Raw genomic sequence first — 21,883 nt, 5'->3', positions numbered from 1 at the left:
GGCCGGGCAGGTGTTTCAGGCTTCGCTGAAAAACGCCCGAATCCCGTGATCGCGAAAATACCGCTCGATCACTTTCGGATCGGAGCAGGTCTCGGCAATCGCCACGTAGGTGTCCGGCCGCAACAGGTAAAAGCCGTTACGGCCTAGGCCCGCCGTATCAAACGCCGGTCGCCAGTCGAACACATGCAACGGCAGGTGATGCTCGTTGCACCAGGCGATCATCTCGTCGCTCGTATCACCGTACACATGCACCTGCCAGGTCGGGCATTTGAGCGATTCGAAGTTATCCCCCTCGCCATCGTGCGCCCAGGGCAAACGGTCGCCGCCGTGCACATGCCCGGCAACACCGCTACTCAAGGGCATACCGCGATAATTCAGAGTGATCTGCGACACCGTGCGAAAGAGAAACTCGCGGGACGCTTCAAAGGACGCCAGCTTGGGGATCACGAAGGGCGCCAGGCGTGTGCGCAGTAAGTCGGCCAGTCTTCCTTCAGCCGTGGCAAAGGTGAACACTCGGTCGGTGGTGGACACCAGTTTGCGGGCAAAGGCGATCCGTTCGGTTTCGTAGGTATCCAGCAGTCTGGCCTCGGCACCACCGCTCAGCACCGCTGCGAGTTTCCAGGCCAGGTTGATCGCATCGCCGATCCCGGTGTTCATGCCCTGGCCACCGGCCGGGCTGTGCACATGGGCGGCATCGCCCAGTAGAAATGCCCGTCCACCACGAAAATGATCGGCCACCCGATGATGCACGCGGTAGGTCGAGAACCAGTTCAGTTGGTCGATCTGCACCTTCATGTTGTCGATGGCGCGGCTGCTGACGTCTTCAAAACGCAGGGTCTCGGCATGCTCGGCACGTTCGTCGCGCACGGTGCCGATCAGGCGTGCACGGCCCTCGGCGGCCAGCGGAAACACCGCGAGGAAATCCGCTTCGTCGAGGTCCACGTGCAGTTCGCCATTGAAGGCCGGACCACTGCCCTGCACGTCGGCGACGTAGAAGATTTGTTGGTAGGTGCCGCCGGGAAAGCCGGTGTCGAGGGTCTTGCGCACGATCGAGCGAGCACCGTCGCAGCCGGCGATGTAACAGGCCTGGCAGGTTTCCTGCTCGCCATCAGGCAGGCGCAGGGTCGCACTGATGCCGTCGGCGGTTTGCTCGAAACCCAGCAGCTCGGTGTTGCGCTCGACGCTGATGCCGAAAGATGCGAGGCGTTCGATCAGTAGGCGTTCATGTTGGTCCTGCGGGAAAATCTCGAGAAACGCATAGGGCGTCAGGCCTTCGCCAATCCGCGACAAGGGCAGGCGTGCCACTGCCTCACCCTTGACCCAGAAGTTGCCGCCCTTGACCTGATGGCCGTTTTCCACGACAGCTTCGGCAAGGTCCAGTTGACGGTACAGTTCCAGCGTCCGGGCCTGAACGGCAACGGCGCGGGACGTGGTGCCGGGCGCGGAAGTCTTGTCGACAATTCGCACGTGCACGCCCAGCTTGCTCAGCCACAACGCCAATACCAGTCCGGTCGGGCCGGCACCGATGATCAATACATCGCTACGGTGCATGAACCTGTCCTCATTGCGTGGTGGGGCAAGTATGGTTCAGGCTCGCAGGACAGCCAGGCAGACCGCCCAACGGATTTGATGGAACGACATGCAAGCCACTCGATTGATTTCAAGCATCGCCGCGTTGCTGGTACTGGCCGGTTGTGCCGGCCAGCGCACTCAAGAGCCCGTTGCGCGGGACCCCGCCGAAGTCAGGGCCGAGATCGTGCGGCTGATGCCGGCCACAGTGGTCGACCGTCAAGGCTGGGCCACTGACATTCAGGTGGCCTTCACCGCACAAAACCTCTCGCCGACCACGCAAAACCTGTGTTCGGTGCTGGCTGTGGCGGAGCAGGAATCCACCTTTACGGTGGACCCAAGCGTACCGGGGCTGGGCAAGATCGCCCGCGACGAGATCGACCGCCGCGCCGCCAAGGCGCACATCCCCGGTTTGCTGGTGAGCGCCGCGTTGCAGCTCAACTCGCCCGACGGCAAGAGCTACAGCGAACGCCTGAGAACCGCCCGTACAGAGAAGGAATTGAGCGGCATTTTCGATGATTTCATCGGCATGGTGCCCATGGGCCAAACCCTGTTTGGCGGCTTCAACCCGGTGCATACCGGCGGCCCGATGCAGGTGAGCATCGAGTTCGCCGAGAAACAGGCCAAGGGCTATCCCTACCCGGTGAGCGGCACGATTCGTCATGAAGTGTTCACCCGACGCGGTGGCCTGTACTTCGGCATCGCCCATTTGCTGGGGTATCCGGTGAACTACCCGCAGCCGCTGTATCGCTTTGCCGATTTCAATGCCGGTTGGTACGCCAGTCGCAATGCGGCCTTCCAGAACGCGGTGAGCCGGGCTTCGGGGATTGCCTTGGCGCTGGATGGCGACCTGATCCGTTACGACTCGATCATGCCCGGCACCACGGAGCTGGCGGTGCGCAGCCTTGGCAAGCAGCTAGGTATGCGCAATCCGGTGATTCACGATCAATTGGTTCTGGGTAACAGCCTGGCGTTTGAAAACAGCGAGCTCTATCAACGGGTGTTCGAGCTGGCGGAAAAGGCCGAGGGTCGGCCGCTACCCCGTGAAGTACTGCCGGGGATCGTGCTGCAGAGCCCGAAAATTACCCGCAAGCTGACTACGGCGTGGTTTGCCAAACGGGTTGATGAGCGTTACCAACGGTGCATGGCGCGGGCAGGGCGGTAGAGGGAGGCGTTCAACAGGCGTTAAAAGATGGCCAGGAAACCTGATGCTGTTCACTTGAGACAAGTCCGGGTGAACTTTACGGGGACGTGATGTTGCGGTCGTCGGGCGGCCATCCGCAGACCGGAGTCCACTTCTACACTGCATGGCTGGCGTGCAACTCCACGCCGGAGTCAGTGCGGATTGCAAAGGAGACCTTCATGTACCAGCTCTATGGACACAAAAACTCCGGCGCGGCCGCCATAGAGGCCGCCCTGGAACTCTGCGAAATCCCCTATCGCTTCATCGATGTCGAGGCGTCCACGGAAGCGGCCCAGGCACTGGAAAAACTCAATCCGCTGAAGCAGATCCCGACGTTGCAGCTACCGTCGGGGGCGATCCTGACTGAAAGCGTGGCAATCCTGATTCACCTTGGGTTGACCTTCCCGGCATCGGAGCTCCTGCCGAGAGACCCCGCCAAGCGCGACCAGGCGATTCGCGGCATGACCTACATCGCCACCAATTGTTATGCAGCCATCGGCATTATCGATTACCCCGAGCGCTGGCTGGCCGTGGCGGATGAACCGTTCCGGCATAACCTGCTGGCGGGAACCCGCGCGCGCCTGCACTGGAGCTGGGACGTGTTTGCCGACCAGTTTTCCGCTGATCTGTACCTGGGTGGTGAACAGCCGAAGGCGCTGGATGTGCTGGCTGCAGTGATATCGCGCTGGGCGGGCAGCCGCGAACATATCCGCAGTGCCCGGCCCGGTTTTTTTGCATGGCTTGAACGCATTGACCGGCACCCGACGCTGGCGCCGGTGTTTGCCCGGCATTGGCCCTCGTGAACAGCACAAATCCAATGTGGGAACGAGCCCTTTTCATTCGCCGCGAATGTACTGCTCCAACTGCTTGATCAACTCAGCCTGCTCGGCGATGGCTTCCTTGACCAGGTCGCCGATCGACAGCAAGCCGATCAGCTTGCCGTTTTCCACCACCGGCAGGTGACGCAGGCGTCTGTCGGACATGATCCCCAGGCAGGTATCGACGGTTTGATGGGTGTCCACGGTAATCACCGGCGAAACCATGATGTCGCGCACCGGGGTGCCCACCGAAGAGCGCCCGTGCAGCACCAATTTACGCGCGTAGTCGCGTTCACTGATGATGCCCAGCACCTCATCGTTCTCCACCACCAGCAAGGCGCCGACGTTTTTCTCGGCCATCTTCATCAGCGCTTCGAGCACCATGTGATCGGGCTTGATCTGGTGCACTTCCTGATTTTTCTGATCTTTCAACTTGAGCAGTTGGGCGACGGTTTTCATGGTGGTTACTCGGGTGTTGTCGTTGTTCCTGAAGAATCGTAGACGCAAGCCTTGAGGGCAAGGGCGAAAGCGGCAGATAACACGCAAAAAACGTCATTCGGCGGTTTTTCTGCAATAAACCCCAACATTCAGGCAAACGCCGTACCTGTGGGAGCGAGCTTGCTCGCGAAGGCGATCGACTGTTCACCCCTGATGTTGACAGAGAGTCAGCCATCGTCGGAACGCCGCCCGGAGCAAGCTCGCTGCCACGGGTTTGGTGTTCATCGCGTAGAATTACCGCCTGAATCAGCGATGAGGTTTGCAGTGGTGGATTTACAGCGGGGCTTCGTCCTGACCCGGCATTGGCGCGACACCCCGGCCGGGACCGAAGTCGAGTTCTGGCTGGCGACCGACAGCGGCCCCCAGCGTATCCGCCTGCCCTGGCAGCCATCGGTGGCGTTCATTGCCGCCGAGCAGCGCGAACAGGCGCAAGCACTGTTGCACGACGAGAAGAATGTCGAGCTCAAGCCCCTGGATCTGCTGGATTTCGAGCACCGTCCGGTGCTGGGCCTCTACTGCCAGCAACATGGCCAGTTGATGCGCCTGGAAACCACCCTGCGCAGAGCCGGAATCGAGGTGTTCGAAGCCGACGTACGGCCACCTGAGCGCTACATGATGGAGCGTTTCATCACCGCACCGGTGCGTTTCGGCGGTACGGCGAATGCCGACGGGCTGCTGCTCGACGCGCAAATGAAAGCCGACCCGGATTACCGGCCGAGCCTCAGACTGGTGTCCCTGGACATCGAAACCACGGCCCAGGGCGAGTTGTACTCGATCGCCCTGGAAGGCTGCGGCGAACGCCAGGTGTACATGCTTGGCTCGCCCAATGGCGACGACAGCGAGGTGGATTTCCAGCTCGAATACTGCGAATCGCGCACCCTGTTGCTGAAAAGACTCAACGAGTGGTTCGCCCGGTTCGATCCCGACGCGATCATTGGCTGGAACGTCGTGCAATTCGATCTGCGCGTGCTGCACGAACACGCGCGGCGTCTGGCCGTGCCGTTGAAGCTCGGCCGTGGCGGCGAAGAAATGCAGTGGCGCGAACACGGTAATGGCAACCACTACTTCGCCTCGGCGGCGGGGCGCCTGATCATCGACGGCATTGAAGCCCTGCGTTCGGCAACCTGGAGCTTTCCCTCGTTCAGTCTGGAAAACGTTGCGCAAACCCTGCTCGGCGAAGGCAAGGCAATCGAAACGCCGTACCAGCGCATGGACGAAATCAACCGCATGTTCGCCGAAGACAAACCGGCGCTGGCCAAATACAACCTCAAGGACTGCGAACTGGTCACGCGTATTTTCGCCAAGACCCAGTTGCTGACCTTCCTGCTGGAGCGAGCCAGTGTCACCGGTTTGCCGGCCGATCGCATGGGCGGATCGGTGGCCGCGTTCACTCACCTGTACATGCCGTTGATGCACCGCCAGGGTTTCGTTGCACCCAACCTCGGCAACAAGCCACCGCAGGCCAGCCCCGGCGGCTTTGTCATGGATTCGCAGCCGGGGCTGTACGAGTCGGTGCTGGTGCTCGACTACAAAAGCCTCTATCCGTCGATCATCCGCACCTTCCTGATCGACCCGGTGGGCCTGATCGAAGGGCTCAAGCACCCCGGCGACAATGAATCGGTGCCGGGTTTTCGCGGCGCACGGTTTTCCCGTACCCGGCATTGCCTGCCGTCCATCGTCGCCCGGGTCGCCGAAGGCCGGGAGGCGGCCAAACGCGAGCACAACGCGCCGCTGTCCCAGGCGTTGAAAATCATCATGAACGCGTTCTACGGCGTGCTCGGCTCGAGCGGTTGCCGTTTTTTCGATACGCGCCTGGCCTCGTCCATCACTCTGCGCGGCCACGAGATCATGCTGCGCACCCGACAACTGATCGAAGCCCAGGGGCATGTGGTGATCTACGGCGACACCGACTCGACCTTCGTCTGGCTACGCCGCGCCCACGGTCAGCAGGAGGCCGCGCAGATCGGTCTGGCGCTGGTGGCGCACGTCAATCAGTGGTGGCGCGAGCATGTGCAGCAGGAGTACGGCCTGCAAAGCGTCCTCGAGTTGCAGTTCGAAACCCACTACAAGCGCTTTCTGATGCCGACCATCCGCGGTGCCGAAGAGGGCAGCAAGAAGCGTTATGCAGGACTGGTGACTCGCGCCGATGGCAGCGATGAAATGGTCTACAAAGGCCTGGAAGCGGTGCGCACCGATTGGTCGCTGCTGGCCCGGCAATTTCAGCAGGAGCTGTATTCGCGGATCTTCCACCACAAGCCCTATCAGGACTACGTGCGCGAATACGTGCGCAAGACCCTGGCCGGCGAGTTCGACGATCGCCTGATTTACCGCAAGCGTCTGCGCCGCACCCTCGACGACTATCAGCGCAACGTGCCGCCCCATGTGCGGGCGGCGCGCATCGCCGACGAGTACAACGACCGCCACGGGCGCCCGCGGCAATATCAGAACGGTGGCTGGATCAGCTACGTGATCACGGTCGCAGGGCCTGAGCCGCTGGAAGCGCGCAGTGCACCGATCGATTACGACCACTACCTCACCCGGCAACTGCAACCGATCGCGGATGCCATCCTGCCGTTCGTCGACGACGACTTCTCAACCCTGATTGGGGGGCAATTGGGCCTTTTTTGAGTCCAGCAGGGACAGCGTCCAGTCATCCACTATGCCGTGGAAGTACTGGTTCAAGGCTTGATGAAACAGGCTCTCTTCGACTGCCACCTGGGCGAACAGGGTCATCGATGAGTGGAATTTCAGATCGTCGGGATGACCGAAAATCGCCGCCACGGACTGCCCACGGATGTTCAGCACTTCTTGTGTGCACGTACGCAACCGGGGACCCAACAGGGGGTGATCGAGATAAGCCTGGGCTTCCTCGAGGGAACGGATGGCGAAATGCCGTGACATTTCACTGCCGCCCAGTCCAGCCAACTGCGGAAAGATGAACCACATCCAGTGGCTGCGTTTGTGGCCGGCATTCAACTCGGACTGAACCCGGTCGAACACCGGGTCCTGGGCCTGGACAAACCTTTGCAGGTTGAAATCGTCCCGTGGGTCGGTGCTTCTCATGGTGAAGCTCTCTGACAGACTGCGGTGGTTCAGACCATGGCCAACCGCTGTTTGCGTTCAGGCGCGTGAAACGCTTGGTCCAGCGCCTCCAGATCCCCGGCCTCAAGCTGCAATGAAGCGGCTTGCGCGTTGAGTTGTACGTGTTCGGGGTGGACCGCCTTGGGGATGGCGATCACACCGTCCTGACGCAGAATCCATGCCAGTGCCACCTGAGCCGGGGTCGCCTGGTGACGGGCGGCTACGTGTCTGAGGGTGTCATTGGCGAGCATTTTTCCGCCCTGGCCGATAGGGCAGTATGCCATGGTCGGCAGTCGTTGCTGTTGGCTCCAGGGCAACAAATCAAATTCTATGCCGCGTTGCTCGAGGTTGTAGAGCACCTGATTGGTAGCGCACGCCGGTGCGGCCAGTTCGTGCACATCATCGAGATCGAAATTGGATACGCCCCAGCGGCCTATCTTGCCGGCTTCTTGCAGGCGCTCGAAGGCTTCGACTGTTTCTTCCAGCGGGTACTGGCCGCGCCAGTGCAGCAGGTACAGATCAATGTAGTCGGTACCGAGGCGGCGCAGGCTACGCTCGCAGGCTTCTGGAATGCCCCGGCGGCTGGCATTGTGCGGGTAGACCTTGCTCACCAGGAAAACGCGGTCGCGCTGACCGGCGATGGCTTGCCCCACGACTTCCTCGGCGCCACCTTCGGCGTACATTTCCGCGGTGTCGATCAGGGTCATGCCCGATTCGATGCCCTGGCGCAGGGCTGCCACTTCCCGGGCGCGCTGTGAGCGATCTTCGCCCATTTGCCAGGTGCCCTGGCCAATGACCGGTACCTGGACGCCGGCCAGTTCAAGCGTACGCATCAAAACCTCCCTGATGAATGCTGATGGATATTGCAATGGGCAGCAGAATAGTCGATCGGTTCCCCATGACCAGCAGCCAAATGCCCGGCCCGGCATGCCGATGATCGATTGAGAGCGACCGACACTGCACTTTTTCCTATTGAGCGGCTCTATCCATGGCAGCCTGCGGCGATCCCCACCGTCGGCCCTTGCCCAAGTTCAAGCGCCCATGGCTCGAGTGTCATCCCTGATCAGCACCCTCATTCGTCGGCATTGCCTGCTGTTGGCCGGGCTGTCGATGTTCATTGTCACGGGGTGCAGCCAGCAGCAGGGCAACGACATTTTCAGCCAGATGCGTGAAGGCACCCCACAGGAGTTCCTGCAAACCAGCGTCGACCGCCTGGCCACGCTGACCATGCGCGATAACCTCGACAGCCTTTATCTATTGATGGGCAAGTTGTACCGGCGTAACCCCGATGAACTGAAAAAGTCCGGTTTCCTCGATGCGCGTACCGCCGTCAAGCAAGTGCGCCTGGCCATCGAGCAACAGCAGCCCCTGCCAACCCTGGGCGGCAAAAAAGACCTGGCAGCCTTGAGATTCGCCATGAGCCCGGAGTTTCTCGGCGACCGGGTCGGCGCGTTCATCTATGCCATCGGCAGCATGCTGGTGACCGCCCATGGCAACCGGCTCGAGTTCTACATGACGGACAGCATCAACCCCAAGTTCGTCAGCAATGCTGCGCGCAACATCGAAATCGCCACCTGGATTCTGGCCCAGCGGCAAACCAGCGAAGGCCAGCCGTTGCTGTTCTCCAACGAGATTTCGGAGGAGGGCAGCAACCTGAGTTTTGCCGTCGAGTTCGGCAAGATCGTTGCGCGGCTGGATCTGCTGACCCAGATGCTCGACGAGCGCTATCGGCGGATCGGTTTGAATTACGCCCAGAGTCTGTTGTTCCTGAATTTCTTGCCGGTGCAATGACCTGTACGTCCGGGCATAAAGATAGATCGTATCGATATAACTGGTTATAAGAAATGTCGCTATGCTGCGGGCCAGATTTCCCCTGCGATCTTTGTGGACGTGTCAATGGATTTAGTGAACATCGGGTTGGTCGTTGCCGGTTTGGTGGTGGGCTTTATCGTCGGTATGACAGGTGTGGGCGGCGGGTCATTGATGACCCCGATCCTGCTTTGGTTCGGCATCAATCCGGCGACTGCGGTGGGCACCGATCTGCTGTATGCGGCTATCACCAAATCCAGTGGTGTGCTGGTTCACAAGAAGAACAACAACATCGATTGGGCCATTACCGGCTGGCTGACCTTGGGTAGCGTACCGGCAGTGGCCTTGACCTTGTGGTTCCTCAGCAGCTTGCACAGTGCCCCCGATGCGATGAACGCCATCATCAAGCAGGCTTTGGGCTACGTGCTGTTCGCCACGGCCATGGCGATCCTGTTCAAGAAGCGCCTGCTGGCGTTCGCCCATCGTCGCGCAGGCGGCAACTACAACCCCAGCGGCAAACGCCTGAATGCGATGACCGTGATTACCGGTCTGGTCCTCGGCACCATGGTTGCGCTGACGTCGATCGGCGCCGGCGCACTGGGCACCGTGGCCTTGTTCATTCTCTATCCGCTGCTGCCGACCCGCCGCCTGGTCGGCACCGAGATCGCCCACGCCGTACCCCTGACCCTGGTCGCAGGCCTGGGTCATGCGAGCATGGGCAATATGGATTGGCACGTACTCGGGTATCTGCTGGTCGGCTCGTTGCCGGGCATTTACCTGGGCAGCCATTTGACCGGGCGCATTTCCGACGAATTGTTGCGCCCGTGCCTGGCGACCATGTTGGTATTGATCGGTTACAAACTGGCGTTCTGATTCACTCGGACGACGCCTGCCTCCCTGACGGCTGAAATGGCCAGCCGATGCCTGCTCGGGCATCCCTGGCCAGCCGCCCATTCCTGCTTTCCCTACTGATTTTTGTATGTCTTGAGTTTGCCGCGGGCTGTTGCGCAATGACTGCCCTGACCTAAGCTTGGGACATAACGAAACAAATTTGCGGTGCGTCACCCGGAACGTTCACCGCGCTGCGCAATCATTAGGGCGTGGATATCAAAAGGAGATGCGCATGCTCATCAGGTCACTGACCCTGGCTACCTTGCTGGCAATTGCCGGCCCCCTGTTCGCCGCTGATAGCGACTCACCACTGGATATGGACAAGGGCAGGGCCCGACCGCTGATCGTTATCGCCCCGAGCACGGTAGATCCGGCCTGGCTCAGCTTGAAAAAATCGCTGGATGAACCGGCCAACAAGAAAGGCTTCACCGATCGCAACATGGTGCTCTACACGGTGCTCAACCTGATGGGGCAACGCGAAGGCAAAGACCTGGGGCCACAGGACACCGCAGCGCTGATTCGCTCGCTCAAGCTCGGCGCGAGTAACGGAACCAAGGTGATCCTGGTCGGCAAGGATGGCGAAAAGAAGCTTGAGCAGACCAACACCATCAAGCTTGAAGACTTCTTCACGGCGGTCGATCAATTGCCGGCCGCCGAAAAAGACCTGACCGCAACGGTGGTGACGCCGGTCAGTGAGCCGGAGCCAGCGGCGAAAGGGACCAAGGCTGAAAAGAATGGCAAACCGGCCAAGCCCGCCAAACCTGCCAAGCCACCAGAAATGCCTGACGATTGATCATCGTTGGGCGGTAACAGCGAGGGATATTCCCTTGCTGTTACCACAGGTTTACCAGTTGTAGCGATAACCCACCGTCACCGCCCAAGGCTGCTCGATGTCGTTGCCCTTGGTGTAGCTGCCCTCCGCGTAAACGGTTTGATTGTCCGCCATTGCCACGCTCATCCCGCCACCGATTTCAGTGCGCGAGCCCGGCAGCCTGTTATCCAGCTTCGCACCGTTGACCTTCACATGGCTGTCGCCCGCCAGTTCAGCGACCCACGCCGCCTTGACGTAGGGCCTTATCGTCATGCCGTTATCCAGATGCAGCTCGCGGCCAAACAAACCACCCACCCGGCTTTGCACCGATGTCAGCGAATCCTCTTCGACTTGCAGACCATTGCTGGCGCTGTAGCTGGTAGCGCTGATACGTGCTACCTGCAATCCTGCCTGGGGTTCGACAAACCAGCCTCGACCCAGATCGAAAGTCTTGCCGGCCTGCACTTCGGCACTCACCGCGTGGTTCCGGTAATGTGCCTTGACCGATTCACCCAGATTGCTGGTGACGTCGAGGGTATTGTTCAGGCGGTTGTACTTCAGTGCACTGTCGACATACCACCCGCTACGGTCCAGATAGCTTGCATAGCCACCCACCGTGATGCTGTCGATCCTGCCCTTGCTGGCCTCGCCGAAGTCCTGGCGTGCCTGACCCTGACCAATCAGAGCACCGATGTACAAGGACCCGTCGGCGAACGGCAGTGCCTTGTCAGCGCCCATTTCCAGGCCGTTGATGTGTTGCTCGAAGGCGCGGCTGGCATCTGTGTTCAGACGCTGCTCGACACCATAGCCGCGGACCCAGAGGCCACCCTTGTCCCGGCTTGAGCGCAGTTCTGCGAAATGCCCGGTGGTGGCGCTCATCTGCGCATGGATCAGAGAAGCGGCCGCGGTCTGGTTGCCCACTGCTGCGTTGGCACCTTTGCTCAGGGTCTCGGCCTGGGGCAGGCGAGGGGGCTGGGCAGGCGGAACGGAATCAGCAGGGGCCACAGGAAAACCCGGCTGGGCAGGCTCCCCCGGCTCGACAGCTTCAGCGGGATCCAGGGGGGCAGGTTCTGCCAGATTGACCAGATACCAGTCCTGGCCCTGTTGCTGCAGGTGGTAACGAAAGGCGCCGGCATCGACGGTTTGACCATACAGACTGAAGTCACCGCTGCCGCCATTACCGTCGACCAGCATCAGCTTCTGTTGCGCACCGCTCGGCGCTCTGCCTGCGTCGGCAACCACCAGCGTATGCTGACCGCTGAGTGGGCCCTGCACTTCGATCAGGTCGCCGCGTAGCGCCGCCAGATCCGTGTGCATGCGAAAGCTGGCGTTGCCAATGAGCGGGCCTTCGAGGGTGAGGGTATGGAAACCGTTGATGGCCGGGTCGGCAAAGTTGACCTGACCGTCGATATGACTGTCGCGGCCCAGGGTTGCGTCGCCTTTGAGTTGCAGCAAGCCGCCCTGATTGATCGTTGTGTCATAGGCCGAGGCGCGATCGGCCAAGGTCATGATCCCGCCCTGATTCACCGTGGTCGTGCGTACGAAGGTGCCGGCCGAGACATCCATCCGCGCGCCTTGATTGACCAGCGTATCGCTGACCGAGGCCGAATCGAGCACCGACAGCAAACCACCCGTGTTGACCGTCGTTTGCTGGGCACTGCCGCGTTGATAAACCATCATCTCGCCGCCGGTGAGTCGGGTGTTCTTGGCCGTGGCATCGGCATAGACGTACAGGTAGCCGGTATCGACTTGCGTATCGCTGATCACGGCATTTTGCGCCGCGTCGAAATCACCACCCACCACGTGCGTGCTCAATGCCGTGGCGTCGCCGGCAACGACCATCGTCCCTCCGGCCTCCACCCGGCTGTCGAAAGCTGTGCTGCTGTCCTCCAGGACCAGCCATCCGTTACTCATCACGTGAGTGCGCAGCGTCGAGCCACTGTCCCAGAGGTTGATTCGGCCATTGCTCACCGAGCTGTCGGTCAGCAGACCGCCGGTGCCGACCTGGAGCACCGCTCCATTATCGACCTGCACGTTGGCCTGGGACGAGGTCAGGCAGTTCAAGGTATCGCAGCTGGCCGCATCGGCCAGCCACGGCATGCAACCTGATACCAGCAACGCTCCCGATACCGATAACCGGGACAACCGAAAACCCAACGTAGCCATAGTGCTCTGCCGCCAACAGGAAATTGAGGTGGCGAATTCTGCGCAGGCAAAAGGGCGAGGTAACGCAGGGGAATCCCAAGATTTTGTAGGACTAGTCCTACGGCGTTTCGCCGTCGATCGTGGCTTGCAGGTGTTCCTGCAAGCGTTTCATTTCCCGGGCAAAGGCTTCGAACAATCGATGCAGCTCCTGCTGCGTGGCCATGGCTTCACAGCCCGACTCCAGTTGCTCGCAGGCGCTTATCATTGGCGCGGCATGAATAATCCGGGCGCTGCCGAGCATCTTGTGGCAACGCCGTCCCATGGCGCTGAAATCGCCTGAGCAAAACAGTGCCTGCAAGGCGTCGAAGTCTTCCTGATTGGTGCGCAATACCGTAGCCAACAACTGCCGGGTCATGGCGTGATTGCCGGCGGTGATGGCGTTGACCTTGGACAGGTCAAAGCATGGGGCGGTCTCCCGGCGTGCACGTTCGGCGTCGTGCAGGTAACGTTCGAGAGCGCCGCGGGTCAACGGTTTGAACAGGCAGTCGTTCATCCCGGCATCGAGGCAGCGCTGGACCTCCTGAGGCTGGGCGTTGGCGGTCAGACCGAGTACGTGAGTGGGGGTTCGTCCCTCGGCGGCCTCGACGGCACGTAACTGACGAGTCATCCGGTCGCCGTTGAGCAGCGGCATGTTGCAATCGGTGATCAGGTAATCAAAAGCGTCCTGAGTCCAGAGACGCAGGCCTTCCAGGCCGTTTTCCGCACAAGTGACGCGCATCCCGAGGGATTCGAGCTGGCGTTGCAGTACCACACGATTGAACTCGTGATCCTCGACGATCAGCACATTTCGCATCGGCAGTGGCGCCAGGGGCTTGTCATCGTGCAGGGTTTCGACATCCGGTTCGCTGTTCGACATCAGGTCCAGGGTCAGCACGAAGCACGAGCCTTGCCCTGGATGGCTGGTGCAGGCCAGCCGGCCGCCCATCAATTGGGTCAGTTGCTGACAGATGGCCAGACCCAGGCCGGTTCCGCTCTGCAGCTCAGTGTCCTGTTCGGCGAATTGCGTGTAGGGCTGAAACAGGCGCTGGCGTTGCTGCTCGTCCATGCCGATGCCGGTATCGCGCACGCTCAGTTGCAGGTGTGTAAGTGACCCTTCGACCCTCAGCGTCAATTCGACCGTGACCGTACCCTGGGCGGTGAACTTGATGGCATTGCTCACCAGATTGGAGAGGATCTGCCGAAAGCGCAGGGAGTCCAGTTGCACCGCAATGTCCGGACCGTGGCTGACGAAGGCCAGTTCGAGGTTTTTCTGCCGGGCCAGGCTGGCGAAACTCTGCAGCACAGTGCGCGCCAGACGTTGCGGATAACCGCCGCCAGCGCGCAGCTCCAGCTGCCCGGACTCGATCTTCGACAAGTCGAGAATCTCGCCGATCAGTTCCATCATGCCGCTGGCGGACTTCTGCGCGATGTCGATCAACTCGGCGTCGCTGCCTTTATCGCCCGGGTTCCCCCGCAGCAGTTCCAGGACACCAACCAAGGCGCTCATGGGCGTGCGGATCTCGTGGCTCATCACCGCGAGAAAATGGCTCTTGCCACGATTGGCCGCTTCCGCCTGGTTCTTCGCCTGGATCAACGCGTGCTGCAGGTCATGCTGTTCCGTGAGGTCGATCCAGCCGCCGATCACCCCGGTCATGGTGCCGTCGGAGTCCCGATAGGGCAGCGCCCAGTGATACACGTAATGGGTCTTGCCCTTGACGGTCATGGTGAAATTGTCGAACGACGGCTCGCCGCTTTCGAGTGTCGTGCGGTGAATGCGCTTGTAGCTGTGCGCGTCCTTGAGCGGCAGGATGTTGGCTTCAATCAGCCCCTTGTTCAGCACTTGGCCGGGCTCCACGTCCAGCACTTGCAGGTAGGCGCGGTTGCAGGTCAGCAGCAGGCCTTGACGGTTGCGGACGTAGATCGGGTGCGGCGTGCCGTCCACCAGGACCTTCATGAACACCAGTTGGTCGTTCAAGGCCTTTTGTGCCTTGAGCCGCTCGGCGATCTGCCTGCGCAACCCCAGGTTCCATGACACCACCAGCAGCAACACCAGCACCATCACCATGACGGCACGGAAGAACCAGTGCTTGTAGGCGCTCCAGCCGCCCTGGCTTTCCTGCGGGTTTTGCCAGCGATTGGCCAGGGCACTGAGTTCATCGGGTGATATGTCGAGCAGGGCCTTATCGATGATCGAGATCAGTTGCGTATTCTGTTTACCGCTGGCGAAGGCGACCAGCGCCGGTTGCGCACCGAGCACCGAGTCGATCTGCAACTGGCCGCGAAAGAACCGGTCGATCAGGTAGCCCGCGCCCTGTTGCGGCTGGATCACGCCTTCAACCGAACCCTCGGCCAGCAACTCATAGGTCTCGATCGGCGTATCGACCTCCACGACCTTGATCTCGGGCCATTCGCGCTCCAGCCATTTGGCGGCGGCAGAGTCCTTGATGATTGCCACGGACTGTCCCTTGAGCCTGGCCAGCCCCTCACGCTCGGGTTGTACGCGGGTCACCAGCACGAAGGGGTTGATGAAAAAAGGTCGGGAAAATGCCAGGCGTTCCTCGCGGCGCTCGCTGCGGGTCAGCGCCGCGATCAGGCTGGGCGGCGCACGTTCGGCGCGACGGGTCATGGCTTGCACGGAGGAAAGGTTGACGGGATGAAAGACCAGCCCAGTGCGGTCGTTGATCATTTCCAGCAAATCGGCGGCCATGCCGCGCATTTCACCGTTGGCATCAAAAAAGCTGAAGGGTGAGTACAGATCGTTGGCCAGCACATCGATTTGCGGATGGTCCTTGATCCATTGCTGCTCGTCCGTGGTCAGTTGCAAACGGTTGTAGCCCAGCTTCGGGTTGGCGCCGATGCCCCAGCGCCGGGCAATGATCTCGCGCTCCCGAGGGGAAAAGTTCGCCAGCGTACTGTTGAGCAGTGTCAGTAACTGACTGTTGCGTTGCTGCACGGCAAAGCTGAAACCCAGGCCCTCGGAGTCACGCTCGATGGTCTGTTTCAGGCTTTGCTGGTAGCTGTGTTCGAGCAGGTACTGCGCCGATATTGCATCGGTGAGCAGGACCATCCCTTCGCCGTAGGCCACCTTGCCAAGCCCCTCTGCGGTGGATTCGACCTGTTCCACCTCGTAGCCGGGGAACATCGAAGCCACCCGGTCCTGACGGATCCAGTCCTGATCGAACAGTACCCGGGTGCCCGGGGGTGGCCGATTGTCGATCCAGTGGGTGCCGAACCGACTGATCAGCACCGCCTGGTCGTAGGCGTAGGGGGCGCTCAGGCGCAAATCGGCGTATTGGCTTTCGAGACGATTGATGCGCGGCACCAGGTCGATCTCGTCTCGTTGCAACGCGGCCAGTGCATCAGCCCGGTTGGCGTACCGTTCGACACGTACGCGCATACCCAGTGCACGCGCCAGGACATCGAGGTAATCGGCCGATAGCCCTTCGTAATCCTTCTGATTGGCGGTGATGTCCAGCGGTGGCCGGTCGGGCAAATAGACACCGATCCGCAGCTCGGCCTTTTGCATCAGCCATTGACGTTGTAAAGGCGTCAGGGAAAGACGCTCCTGGCTGTCCGTCGCACGGCTGAGCAGGATCAACGAGTCAGCGGTTACCGGCAGTGCCAGCAGCGCCAGCAGACACAGCAACAGTCCTGGCAGGTATCGACCATATCGATTCATCATTCAGACCAGGTCGTTGCGTTTGGCAAACTCAATCAGCTCGAGCGATGTATGGGCGTTGAGCTTTTGCATCAGGCGAGTCTTGTAGGTGCTGATGGTCTTGTGGCTCAGCAGCATGTCCTCGGCGATCTGTTTGTTGCTCTTGCCCAGGGCAAGGCCATGCAACACTTTCAGTTCACGCCGGGTAATGGCGCTGAGCATCTGGGTTTCGTTGCGCGCATAGTCACTGTGGCGGACCGAGTCGAGGGTGTCGGCCGGATACCAGGACTTGCCCATGGCGACCGCGTTGAGAGCCGTGACGATTTCCACGGGATCGTCGATCTTCGACAGAAAGCCCGCCGCACCGGCCCGCAGGCACTGAGCGGCGTAAACCTTGCTTTTCAAGCCGGTGTGAACCAGAACCTGCGCTGTACTGCCACCGACACGCAAGCGGTCGAGCACCGCCAGACCGTCGAGCAGGGGAATATCCAGGTCGAGCACGATCGCATCGGGTTTGAGCGCGAACGCCTGGCTCAGCGCGTCGACGCCGTTGTCGCATTCTCCGACGATTTCATGGCCTTCCCGGGCCAGAATCATCCCCAACGCCATGCGCACGACTGCGTGGTCATCGACCAACAGCACTTTCATGGATCAGCCCTCATTCCCTGATTCAGCATAGCCCCTGAGCTGAAAGCGGGCTTTCAGGGGGCGATGCGTGGTGGGGTGCAGTAAAAAAGAGGCGCGAATCCTACTGGTTTTGTGTGGGTATGCAAGGTGCTTAAGGTTATTGGTCGAGCGCACTCAAGATCTGATGAGCGATTTTGATCCGCTGCGCATTCGGATAGTTCTTGTTGGCCAGCATCACGATGCCGATCTGCTTTTGCGGCACATAGGCGACGTAGGCGCCGAAGCCTCCGGTGGCCCCGGTTTTGTTGAACAGGGCATCCTGGCGCGGGGCTTGTGGTGGCTTGATCCACTGGACTTGATGGGCTTCAAAAGCCATCCGATTCGAATTGCCCGCCTGCAGTTGCTCCAGGGGCACCGGGTAAGGGTAGAACTCCCAACCGAGCCCCTGGGTCATGCCGTCAACCTTGTAGTAACCGCTGTGGGTGAGGGCGATGGCCTGTTGCAGAGGCTTTTCCAGTGTCCCTGGCTGCATGTTCGTTTGCACGTAACGAAGCAGGTCCGCCGCACTGGTTTTCACCCCGTAGGCCTCCGAGTCCAGCGCTCCCGGGCCAACCCGTACGGGTTTGCCGTCCTTGTTGTAACCTTGAGCGTAAAGGCCCATCTGATCCTGTGGCACGCTGAGGAAGGTGTGTTTCAAGCCGAGTTTGGGCAGTAGGGTCTTCTCCATTGCTTCATCGAACGGCACGCCCAGGCTCTGCGCGGCAAGATAGCCGAACAGACCCAGGCTGGGGTTGGAATACAGGCGATGGCTGCCGGCTGGGTAGAGCGGTTTCCATTGCTGGTAGTAACCAAGCATCTTGTCGGCGGAGTCGTACTCGCCGGGGAATTGCAGCGGCAGGCCACCGGCGCTGTAGGTGCCCAGTTGCACAACGCTGATGTTGTCGAAGGCGCTGCCACGCAAGGCCGGCAGCACCTGGCTGGCCTTGTCGTCGAGTGACAGTTTGCCGCTGGCCACGGCATAGCCGGCGAGGGTGGCGGTGAAGGTTTTACTGACGGAGCCGATCTCGAACAGGGTGTCCTGGGTGACCGCGTTGCCGGATTCTTTCGAGGCCACGCCGTAGTTGAAGTAGTGCGGCTGGCCGTTGACGGTGACTGCGACCGCCATGCCGGCAATGCCTTCGGCTTGCATGACCGGGCGCACCGCAGCGTTCACCACGGATTCGAGTTGATCCTGGGCGACGCACTGGCCGGCGGCGAGCAGCGCCAGGGCAGCGGCGAGTGTTTTCAGACTGTCCATTGTGAGTCTCTTCCATTGTTGATTCAGTTACGCGCCATTTTAAGGGCGTGGGGTGCATTTTCCACAGCGCAAAATAATCTGGGAGCCTGCTGGCGATGGCGTCAGACCCTGACCGCCTGAGCAACAAAAATGCGCCGCTCCAGATTCAATGCCAACACGCTCGCCAACACCACCAGCCCCCCGACAACGATCATCAGCGTCGGCCGCTCCCCCAGGATAAACGAAGCAATCACCATCGCCGTCGGCGGTGTCAGGTACAGCGTCATGGTGGCCCGGCTCAAATCCACATGCGCCAGCACATAGGCCCACGCAAGATACGCCAGGGCACTGGGGAAAACGCCGAGGGCAATCACGGCGAACTGCACGTGCATCGGGGCGTGTGCGATCTGATCGAACAGCCCCGGCAGAAAAACCAGAAGCAGCAGCGTGCCGGACCACACCGTGTAGCACACCAGCGTCAGGCCGTCGTAACGCCCGCTGTGGTGTTTCTGCAGGGCAAAATAAAGACTCCAGGACACGGCCGCCAGCAGGATCAGCAGGCCGTGGGCGTCGATGCTGCCCAGGCCATGATCACCTGCCACCACAATCACCGCACCGATCAAGCCGAGCAACACGCAACCCCAGCGCCAGGCGCTGACCCGATCCTTGAACACGAAGCGCGCCAGCAGGGTACTGAACAGCGGCGTGGTCTGCGCCAGCACACTGGACGCACCCGCACTGACGCCCTGTTGCCCGAAGTTGATCGCCACGTGGTGCAGGCTGACCGCAAAGAAACCCAGCCCCATCATCAATGGCACGTCGCGCCATTTCGGCAGGCGAATGCCCTTGAATACGGCAATGACGGCCATGAACAACGACGCCAGCAGAAAGCGCGACAAGGCCAGATGAACGGGGTCGTAGGCTTGCAACCCAATGTGGATGCCGGTCGGGGAAAAGCCCCAGCTGGCCACGACAAATGCCATGGCCAGGATGATTTTCAAGGGTGAAACCGGGGTGTGAGTCAGTGGCGTCATGGTCGTGCACCTGGGGTCGATGCAGCCAGTATCAGAAGGCGAATCGTTCGCCACAACTGACTTATACTGTGGCTATTGCTCACTTTTGGTGATGATTATGGAACTGGCGCAGATTCGCATGTTCAAGACAGTTGCCGAGGTCGGCAGCATTGCCCGGGCGGCAGAATTGCTGCATTGCGTGCCGTCGAACATCACGGCGCGGATCAAGGCGCTGGAGGCCGAGCTTGGCGTGGCCCTGTTCCTGCGCGAAGGGCGGGGGCTGCGCATCAGCCCGTCCGGGCAGACGTTCCTGAGCTATGCCTCGAAAATTCTCGCCTTGACCGCCGAAGCCAAACGCGCCGTGGACCCCTCGGCCGATCCGTCCGGCCCGTTGCGCATCGGGGCCATCGAATCCTCCGCCACCGGGCGCTTGCCACGCCTGCTGGCAAAGTTCCACAAGCGCTACCCGGCGGTGGCCCTCGAGCTGACCACCGGTACCTGGGCGCAATTGCTCGACGACACCTCCAACCACAAGCTTGACGGCGCCATAGTCGCGGTGGATGTCGAACGCGCCCACCTCAAACGAACGCCGACCTATCGTGAAGAACTGCTGTTGATTGCCTCGACCTCTCTGGGGCCTCTGAACGAGGTCGCCGATCTGCGCGACAAAACCGTCTTCCTCTGGCCGCAAGGCTGTCCCTATCGGGCGGCGATGGAGCACTGGTTGATGCGTCAGGGCCTGGCGCTGCCGATTGTCAGCCTGGCCAGTTACGGGGCGATTGTCGGATGTGTCAGTGCCGGTGCGGGGGTGGCGTTGGTGACCAAGGGCGTTTTCGATCAATACGCCAAGGGCGCGGGATGCGTAGGCTACGAGTTTCCCGAGATCACCGCGATCGAGAGCCTGTTCTACTGGCATGAGAACGCCGGGGTGCACCCGGCGCGGGAGGCATTTGTAGCGATGCTGCGCGAAGAGTTCGCCTGATACCAAACCTGCACGGGATCAAATTGCGCTGATATCGCGCATCAACAGACCAAACGCCAGATCCACCGCATCCGGTATCGGCAGATACACCGTATGCCCATCACCCGGTGCCACGTCGATCGATTCGCCCCGTTCGTTCTGCAACTGGTGCAGATCGAAATGAAAGTTGCCCTTGGGTGTCATCAACTCCATGTGATCGCCGAGGGTAAAGCGATTCTTCACCTTGACTTGCGCCAGCCGGTCACGCCGCTCGCCGGTCAGTTCACCGACAAACTGCTGACGTTCCGACACCGAACTGCCGTTCTGGTAGTTCTGGTATTCATCATGCACATGCCGGCGCAGAAAGCCTTCGGTATAGCCGCGCTGGGCCAGGGATTCCAGATCGCTCATCAGGCTGCGGTCAAATTCACGTCCGGCCACGGCGTCGTCGATGGCCCGGCGATAGACCTGGGTGGTGCGGGCGCAATAGAAGTGCGATTTGGTTCGACCTTCGATCTTCAGTGAATGCACGCCCATCTGCGTCAAACGCTCGACATGCTGCACGGCGCGCAGGTCCTTGGCGTTCATGATGTAGGTGCCGTGTTCGTCTTCGAAGGCAGGCATCTGTTCGTCCGGGCGATTGGCCTCCTGCAGCAGGAATACCTGATCGGTAGGCGCACCGAGGCCCAGGGTGGGTTCCGGCTGGAACTGCTGAACGATGTCACCAAGCTGATTCTCGGTAGCCGGTTGTGCCGAATACTTCCAACGACAGGCATTGGTGCAACTGCCTTGATTGGCGTCGCGTTTGTTCATGTAACCCGAGAGCAGGCAGCGCCCCGAATAAGCCATGCACAGCGCGCCGTGGACGAACACCTCCAGCTCCATGGCTGGCACTTGTTCGCGGATCTCGGCAATTTCCTCCAGCGACAGCTCCCGCGACAGGATGATCCGGCTCAAACCCTGCTGTTGCCAGAACTCGACGCTGGCCCAGTTCACCGTATTGGCCTGCACCGACAGGTGAATGGGCATCTGCGGGTAATGCCGACGCACCAGCATGATCAGGCCGGGGTCGGACATGATCAGGGCGTCCGGTGCCATGGCGATGACGGGTGCCAGGTCCTTGAGGAAGGTCTTGAGCTTGGCGTTGTGCGGCGCGATGTTGACCACCACGTAAAAACGCTTGCCTTGCGCCTGCGCCTCTTGAATGCCCAGGGCCAGATTGGCGTGGTCGAACTCGTTGTTGCGCACCCGCAAGCTGTAGCGCGGTTGGCCGGCGTACACCGCATCGGCGCCATAGGCGAAGGCATAGCGCATGTTTTTCAGGGTGCCGGCGGGGGCGAGCAGTTCGGGTGCGATGAGGTGCATGGTCGGTGTCGGTCGCAAAAGCCGGGCAGGGTAAAGGCTTCGGGCAATGGCTTTATTGATCTGGATCTATGCCGAGTGAACAAACCGACGGCACTCGCGCGCGCCGTGGAGGACTAAGCATCAGGGCGTTCATTTTCGC

The 21,883-nt window shown here is 60.8% G+C and carries 17 protein-coding genes; 7 read left to right on the top strand and 10 right to left on the bottom strand.

The annotated features are described in order from the left end of the window. Positions 1-15: 15 nt before the first annotated feature. A complete protein-coding gene (locus EIY72_RS29220) occupies positions 16-1,551 on the bottom strand; it encodes an FAD-dependent monooxygenase (protein ID WP_093224506.1) in 1,536 nt (511 codons plus the stop codon). Positions 1,552-1,639: 88 nt separating this feature from the next. Between EIY72_RS29220 and EIY72_RS29215 the strand changes: the two genes are divergently transcribed. Both EIY72_RS29215 and EIY72_RS29210 read left to right on the top strand, forming a co-directional pair. Next, positions 1,640-2,734, top strand: a complete 1,095-nt coding sequence (locus EIY72_RS29215; protein ID WP_093224504.1) for a DUF1615 domain-containing protein — start codon at positions 1,640-1,642, stop codon at positions 2,732-2,734. A 197-nt stretch (positions 2,735-2,931) separates the two neighbouring features. Then, the gene (locus tag EIY72_RS29210; RefSeq protein ID WP_093224502.1) at positions 2,932-3,555 is read left to right on the top strand and encodes a glutathione S-transferase N-terminal domain-containing protein; all 624 of its coding nucleotides are present in this window, start codon (positions 2,932-2,934) and stop codon (positions 3,553-3,555) included. A gap of 33 nt (positions 3,556-3,588) precedes the next feature. On the opposite strand, the gene EIY72_RS29205 is transcribed toward EIY72_RS29210, so the two are convergent. Further along, complete coding sequence (locus tag EIY72_RS29205) at positions 3,589-4,029, bottom strand: CBS domain-containing protein (protein WP_093224500.1); 441 nt, start codon at positions 4,027-4,029, stop codon at positions 3,589-3,591. A gap of 306 nt (positions 4,030-4,335) precedes the next feature. Here EIY72_RS29205 and EIY72_RS29200 point away from each other — a divergent pair, with 306 nt between their 5' ends. Further along, positions 4,336-6,696: a DNA polymerase II gene (locus tag EIY72_RS29200; RefSeq protein WP_162276447.1), complete on the top strand. Its 2,361-nt coding sequence runs from the start codon at positions 4,336-4,338 to the stop codon at positions 6,694-6,696. On the opposite strand, the gene EIY72_RS29195 is transcribed toward EIY72_RS29200, so the two are convergent. Both EIY72_RS29195 and EIY72_RS29190 read right to left on the bottom strand, forming a co-directional pair. Next, positions 6,661-7,131 (bottom strand): DUF1810 domain-containing protein, encoded by a 471-nt coding sequence (locus EIY72_RS29195; protein ID WP_093224493.1) that lies wholly within the window; start codon positions 7,129-7,131, stop codon positions 6,661-6,663. The two genes, EIY72_RS29200 and EIY72_RS29195, sit on opposite strands and share 36 nt — an antisense overlap. A 29-nt stretch (positions 7,132-7,160) precedes the next feature. After that, entirely contained in the window at positions 7,161-7,982 is an 822-nt protein-coding gene (locus EIY72_RS29190; protein ID WP_093224491.1) for an aldo/keto reductase, read from the bottom strand. Between the two features lie 208 nt (positions 7,983-8,190). Here EIY72_RS29190 and EIY72_RS29185 point away from each other — a divergent pair, with 208 nt between their 5' ends. From EIY72_RS29185 to EIY72_RS29175, 3 genes are all read left to right on the top strand, one after another. Continuing rightward, complete coding sequence (locus EIY72_RS29185) at positions 8,191-8,940, top strand: hypothetical protein (protein ID WP_093224488.1); 750 nt, start codon at positions 8,191-8,193, stop codon at positions 8,938-8,940. A 105-nt stretch (positions 8,941-9,045) separates the two neighbouring features. Continuing rightward, the gene (locus EIY72_RS29180; RefSeq protein WP_093224486.1) at positions 9,046-9,831 is read left to right on the top strand and encodes a sulfite exporter TauE/SafE family protein; all 786 of its coding nucleotides are present in this window, start codon (positions 9,046-9,048) and stop codon (positions 9,829-9,831) included. A gap of 250 nt (positions 9,832-10,081) precedes the next feature. After that, a complete protein-coding gene (locus EIY72_RS29175) occupies positions 10,082-10,642 on the top strand; it encodes a DUF4174 domain-containing protein (RefSeq protein ID WP_093224483.1) in 561 nt (186 codons plus the stop codon). 51 nt (positions 10,643-10,693) lie between these two features. Here EIY72_RS29175 and EIY72_RS29170 read toward each other — a convergent pair whose 3' ends face one another. From EIY72_RS29170 to EIY72_RS29150, 5 genes are all read right to left on the bottom strand, one after another. Then, a complete protein-coding gene (locus EIY72_RS29170; protein WP_231985502.1) occupies positions 10,694-12,760 on the bottom strand; it encodes an autotransporter outer membrane beta-barrel domain-containing protein in 2,067 nt (688 codons plus the stop codon). A 163-nt stretch (positions 12,761-12,923) separates the two neighbouring features. Beyond that, on the bottom strand, positions 12,924-16,526 hold the full coding sequence (locus EIY72_RS29165; protein ID WP_231985501.1) for an ATP-binding protein: 3,603 nt from the start codon (positions 16,524-16,526) through the stop codon (positions 12,924-12,926). Then, on the bottom strand, positions 16,527-17,150 hold the full coding sequence (locus EIY72_RS29160) for a response regulator transcription factor (protein WP_093224473.1): 624 nt from the start codon (positions 17,148-17,150) through the stop codon (positions 16,527-16,529). A 136-nt stretch (positions 17,151-17,286) separates the two neighbouring features. Continuing rightward, positions 17,287-18,426, bottom strand: coding sequence for a class C beta-lactamase (ampC, locus tag EIY72_RS29155; RefSeq protein WP_093224470.1), 1,140 nt, complete (start codon positions 18,424-18,426; stop codon positions 17,287-17,289). A gap of 101 nt (positions 18,427-18,527) precedes the next feature. Further along, entirely contained in the window at positions 18,528-19,439 is a 912-nt protein-coding gene (locus EIY72_RS29150; protein ID WP_093224468.1) for a DMT family transporter, read from the bottom strand. Positions 19,440-19,536: 97 nt separating this feature from the next. On the opposite strand from EIY72_RS29150, the gene EIY72_RS29145 reads away from it, so the two are divergent. After that, positions 19,537-20,400: a LysR family transcriptional regulator gene (locus EIY72_RS29145; protein ID WP_093224465.1), complete on the top strand. Its 864-nt coding sequence runs from the start codon at positions 19,537-19,539 to the stop codon at positions 20,398-20,400. 18 nt (positions 20,401-20,418) lie between these two features. Here the strand turns inward: EIY72_RS29145 and trhP are convergent, their stop codons facing one another. Beyond that, on the bottom strand, positions 20,419-21,744 hold the full coding sequence (gene trhP / locus EIY72_RS29140; protein WP_093224462.1) for a prephenate-dependent tRNA uridine(34) hydroxylase TrhP: 1,326 nt from the start codon (positions 21,742-21,744) through the stop codon (positions 20,419-20,421). Positions 21,745-21,883: the final 139 nt, after the last annotated feature.

The sequence above is a fragment of the Pseudomonas vancouverensis genome (assembly GCF_004348895.1).
GTDB classification, from domain to species: domain Bacteria; phylum Pseudomonadota; class Gammaproteobacteria; order Pseudomonadales; family Pseudomonadaceae; genus Aquipseudomonas; species Aquipseudomonas vancouverensis.
The sequence above is the reverse complement of the archived record's forward strand: the minus strand, read 5'-3'. Positions and strand labels throughout refer to the sequence as shown.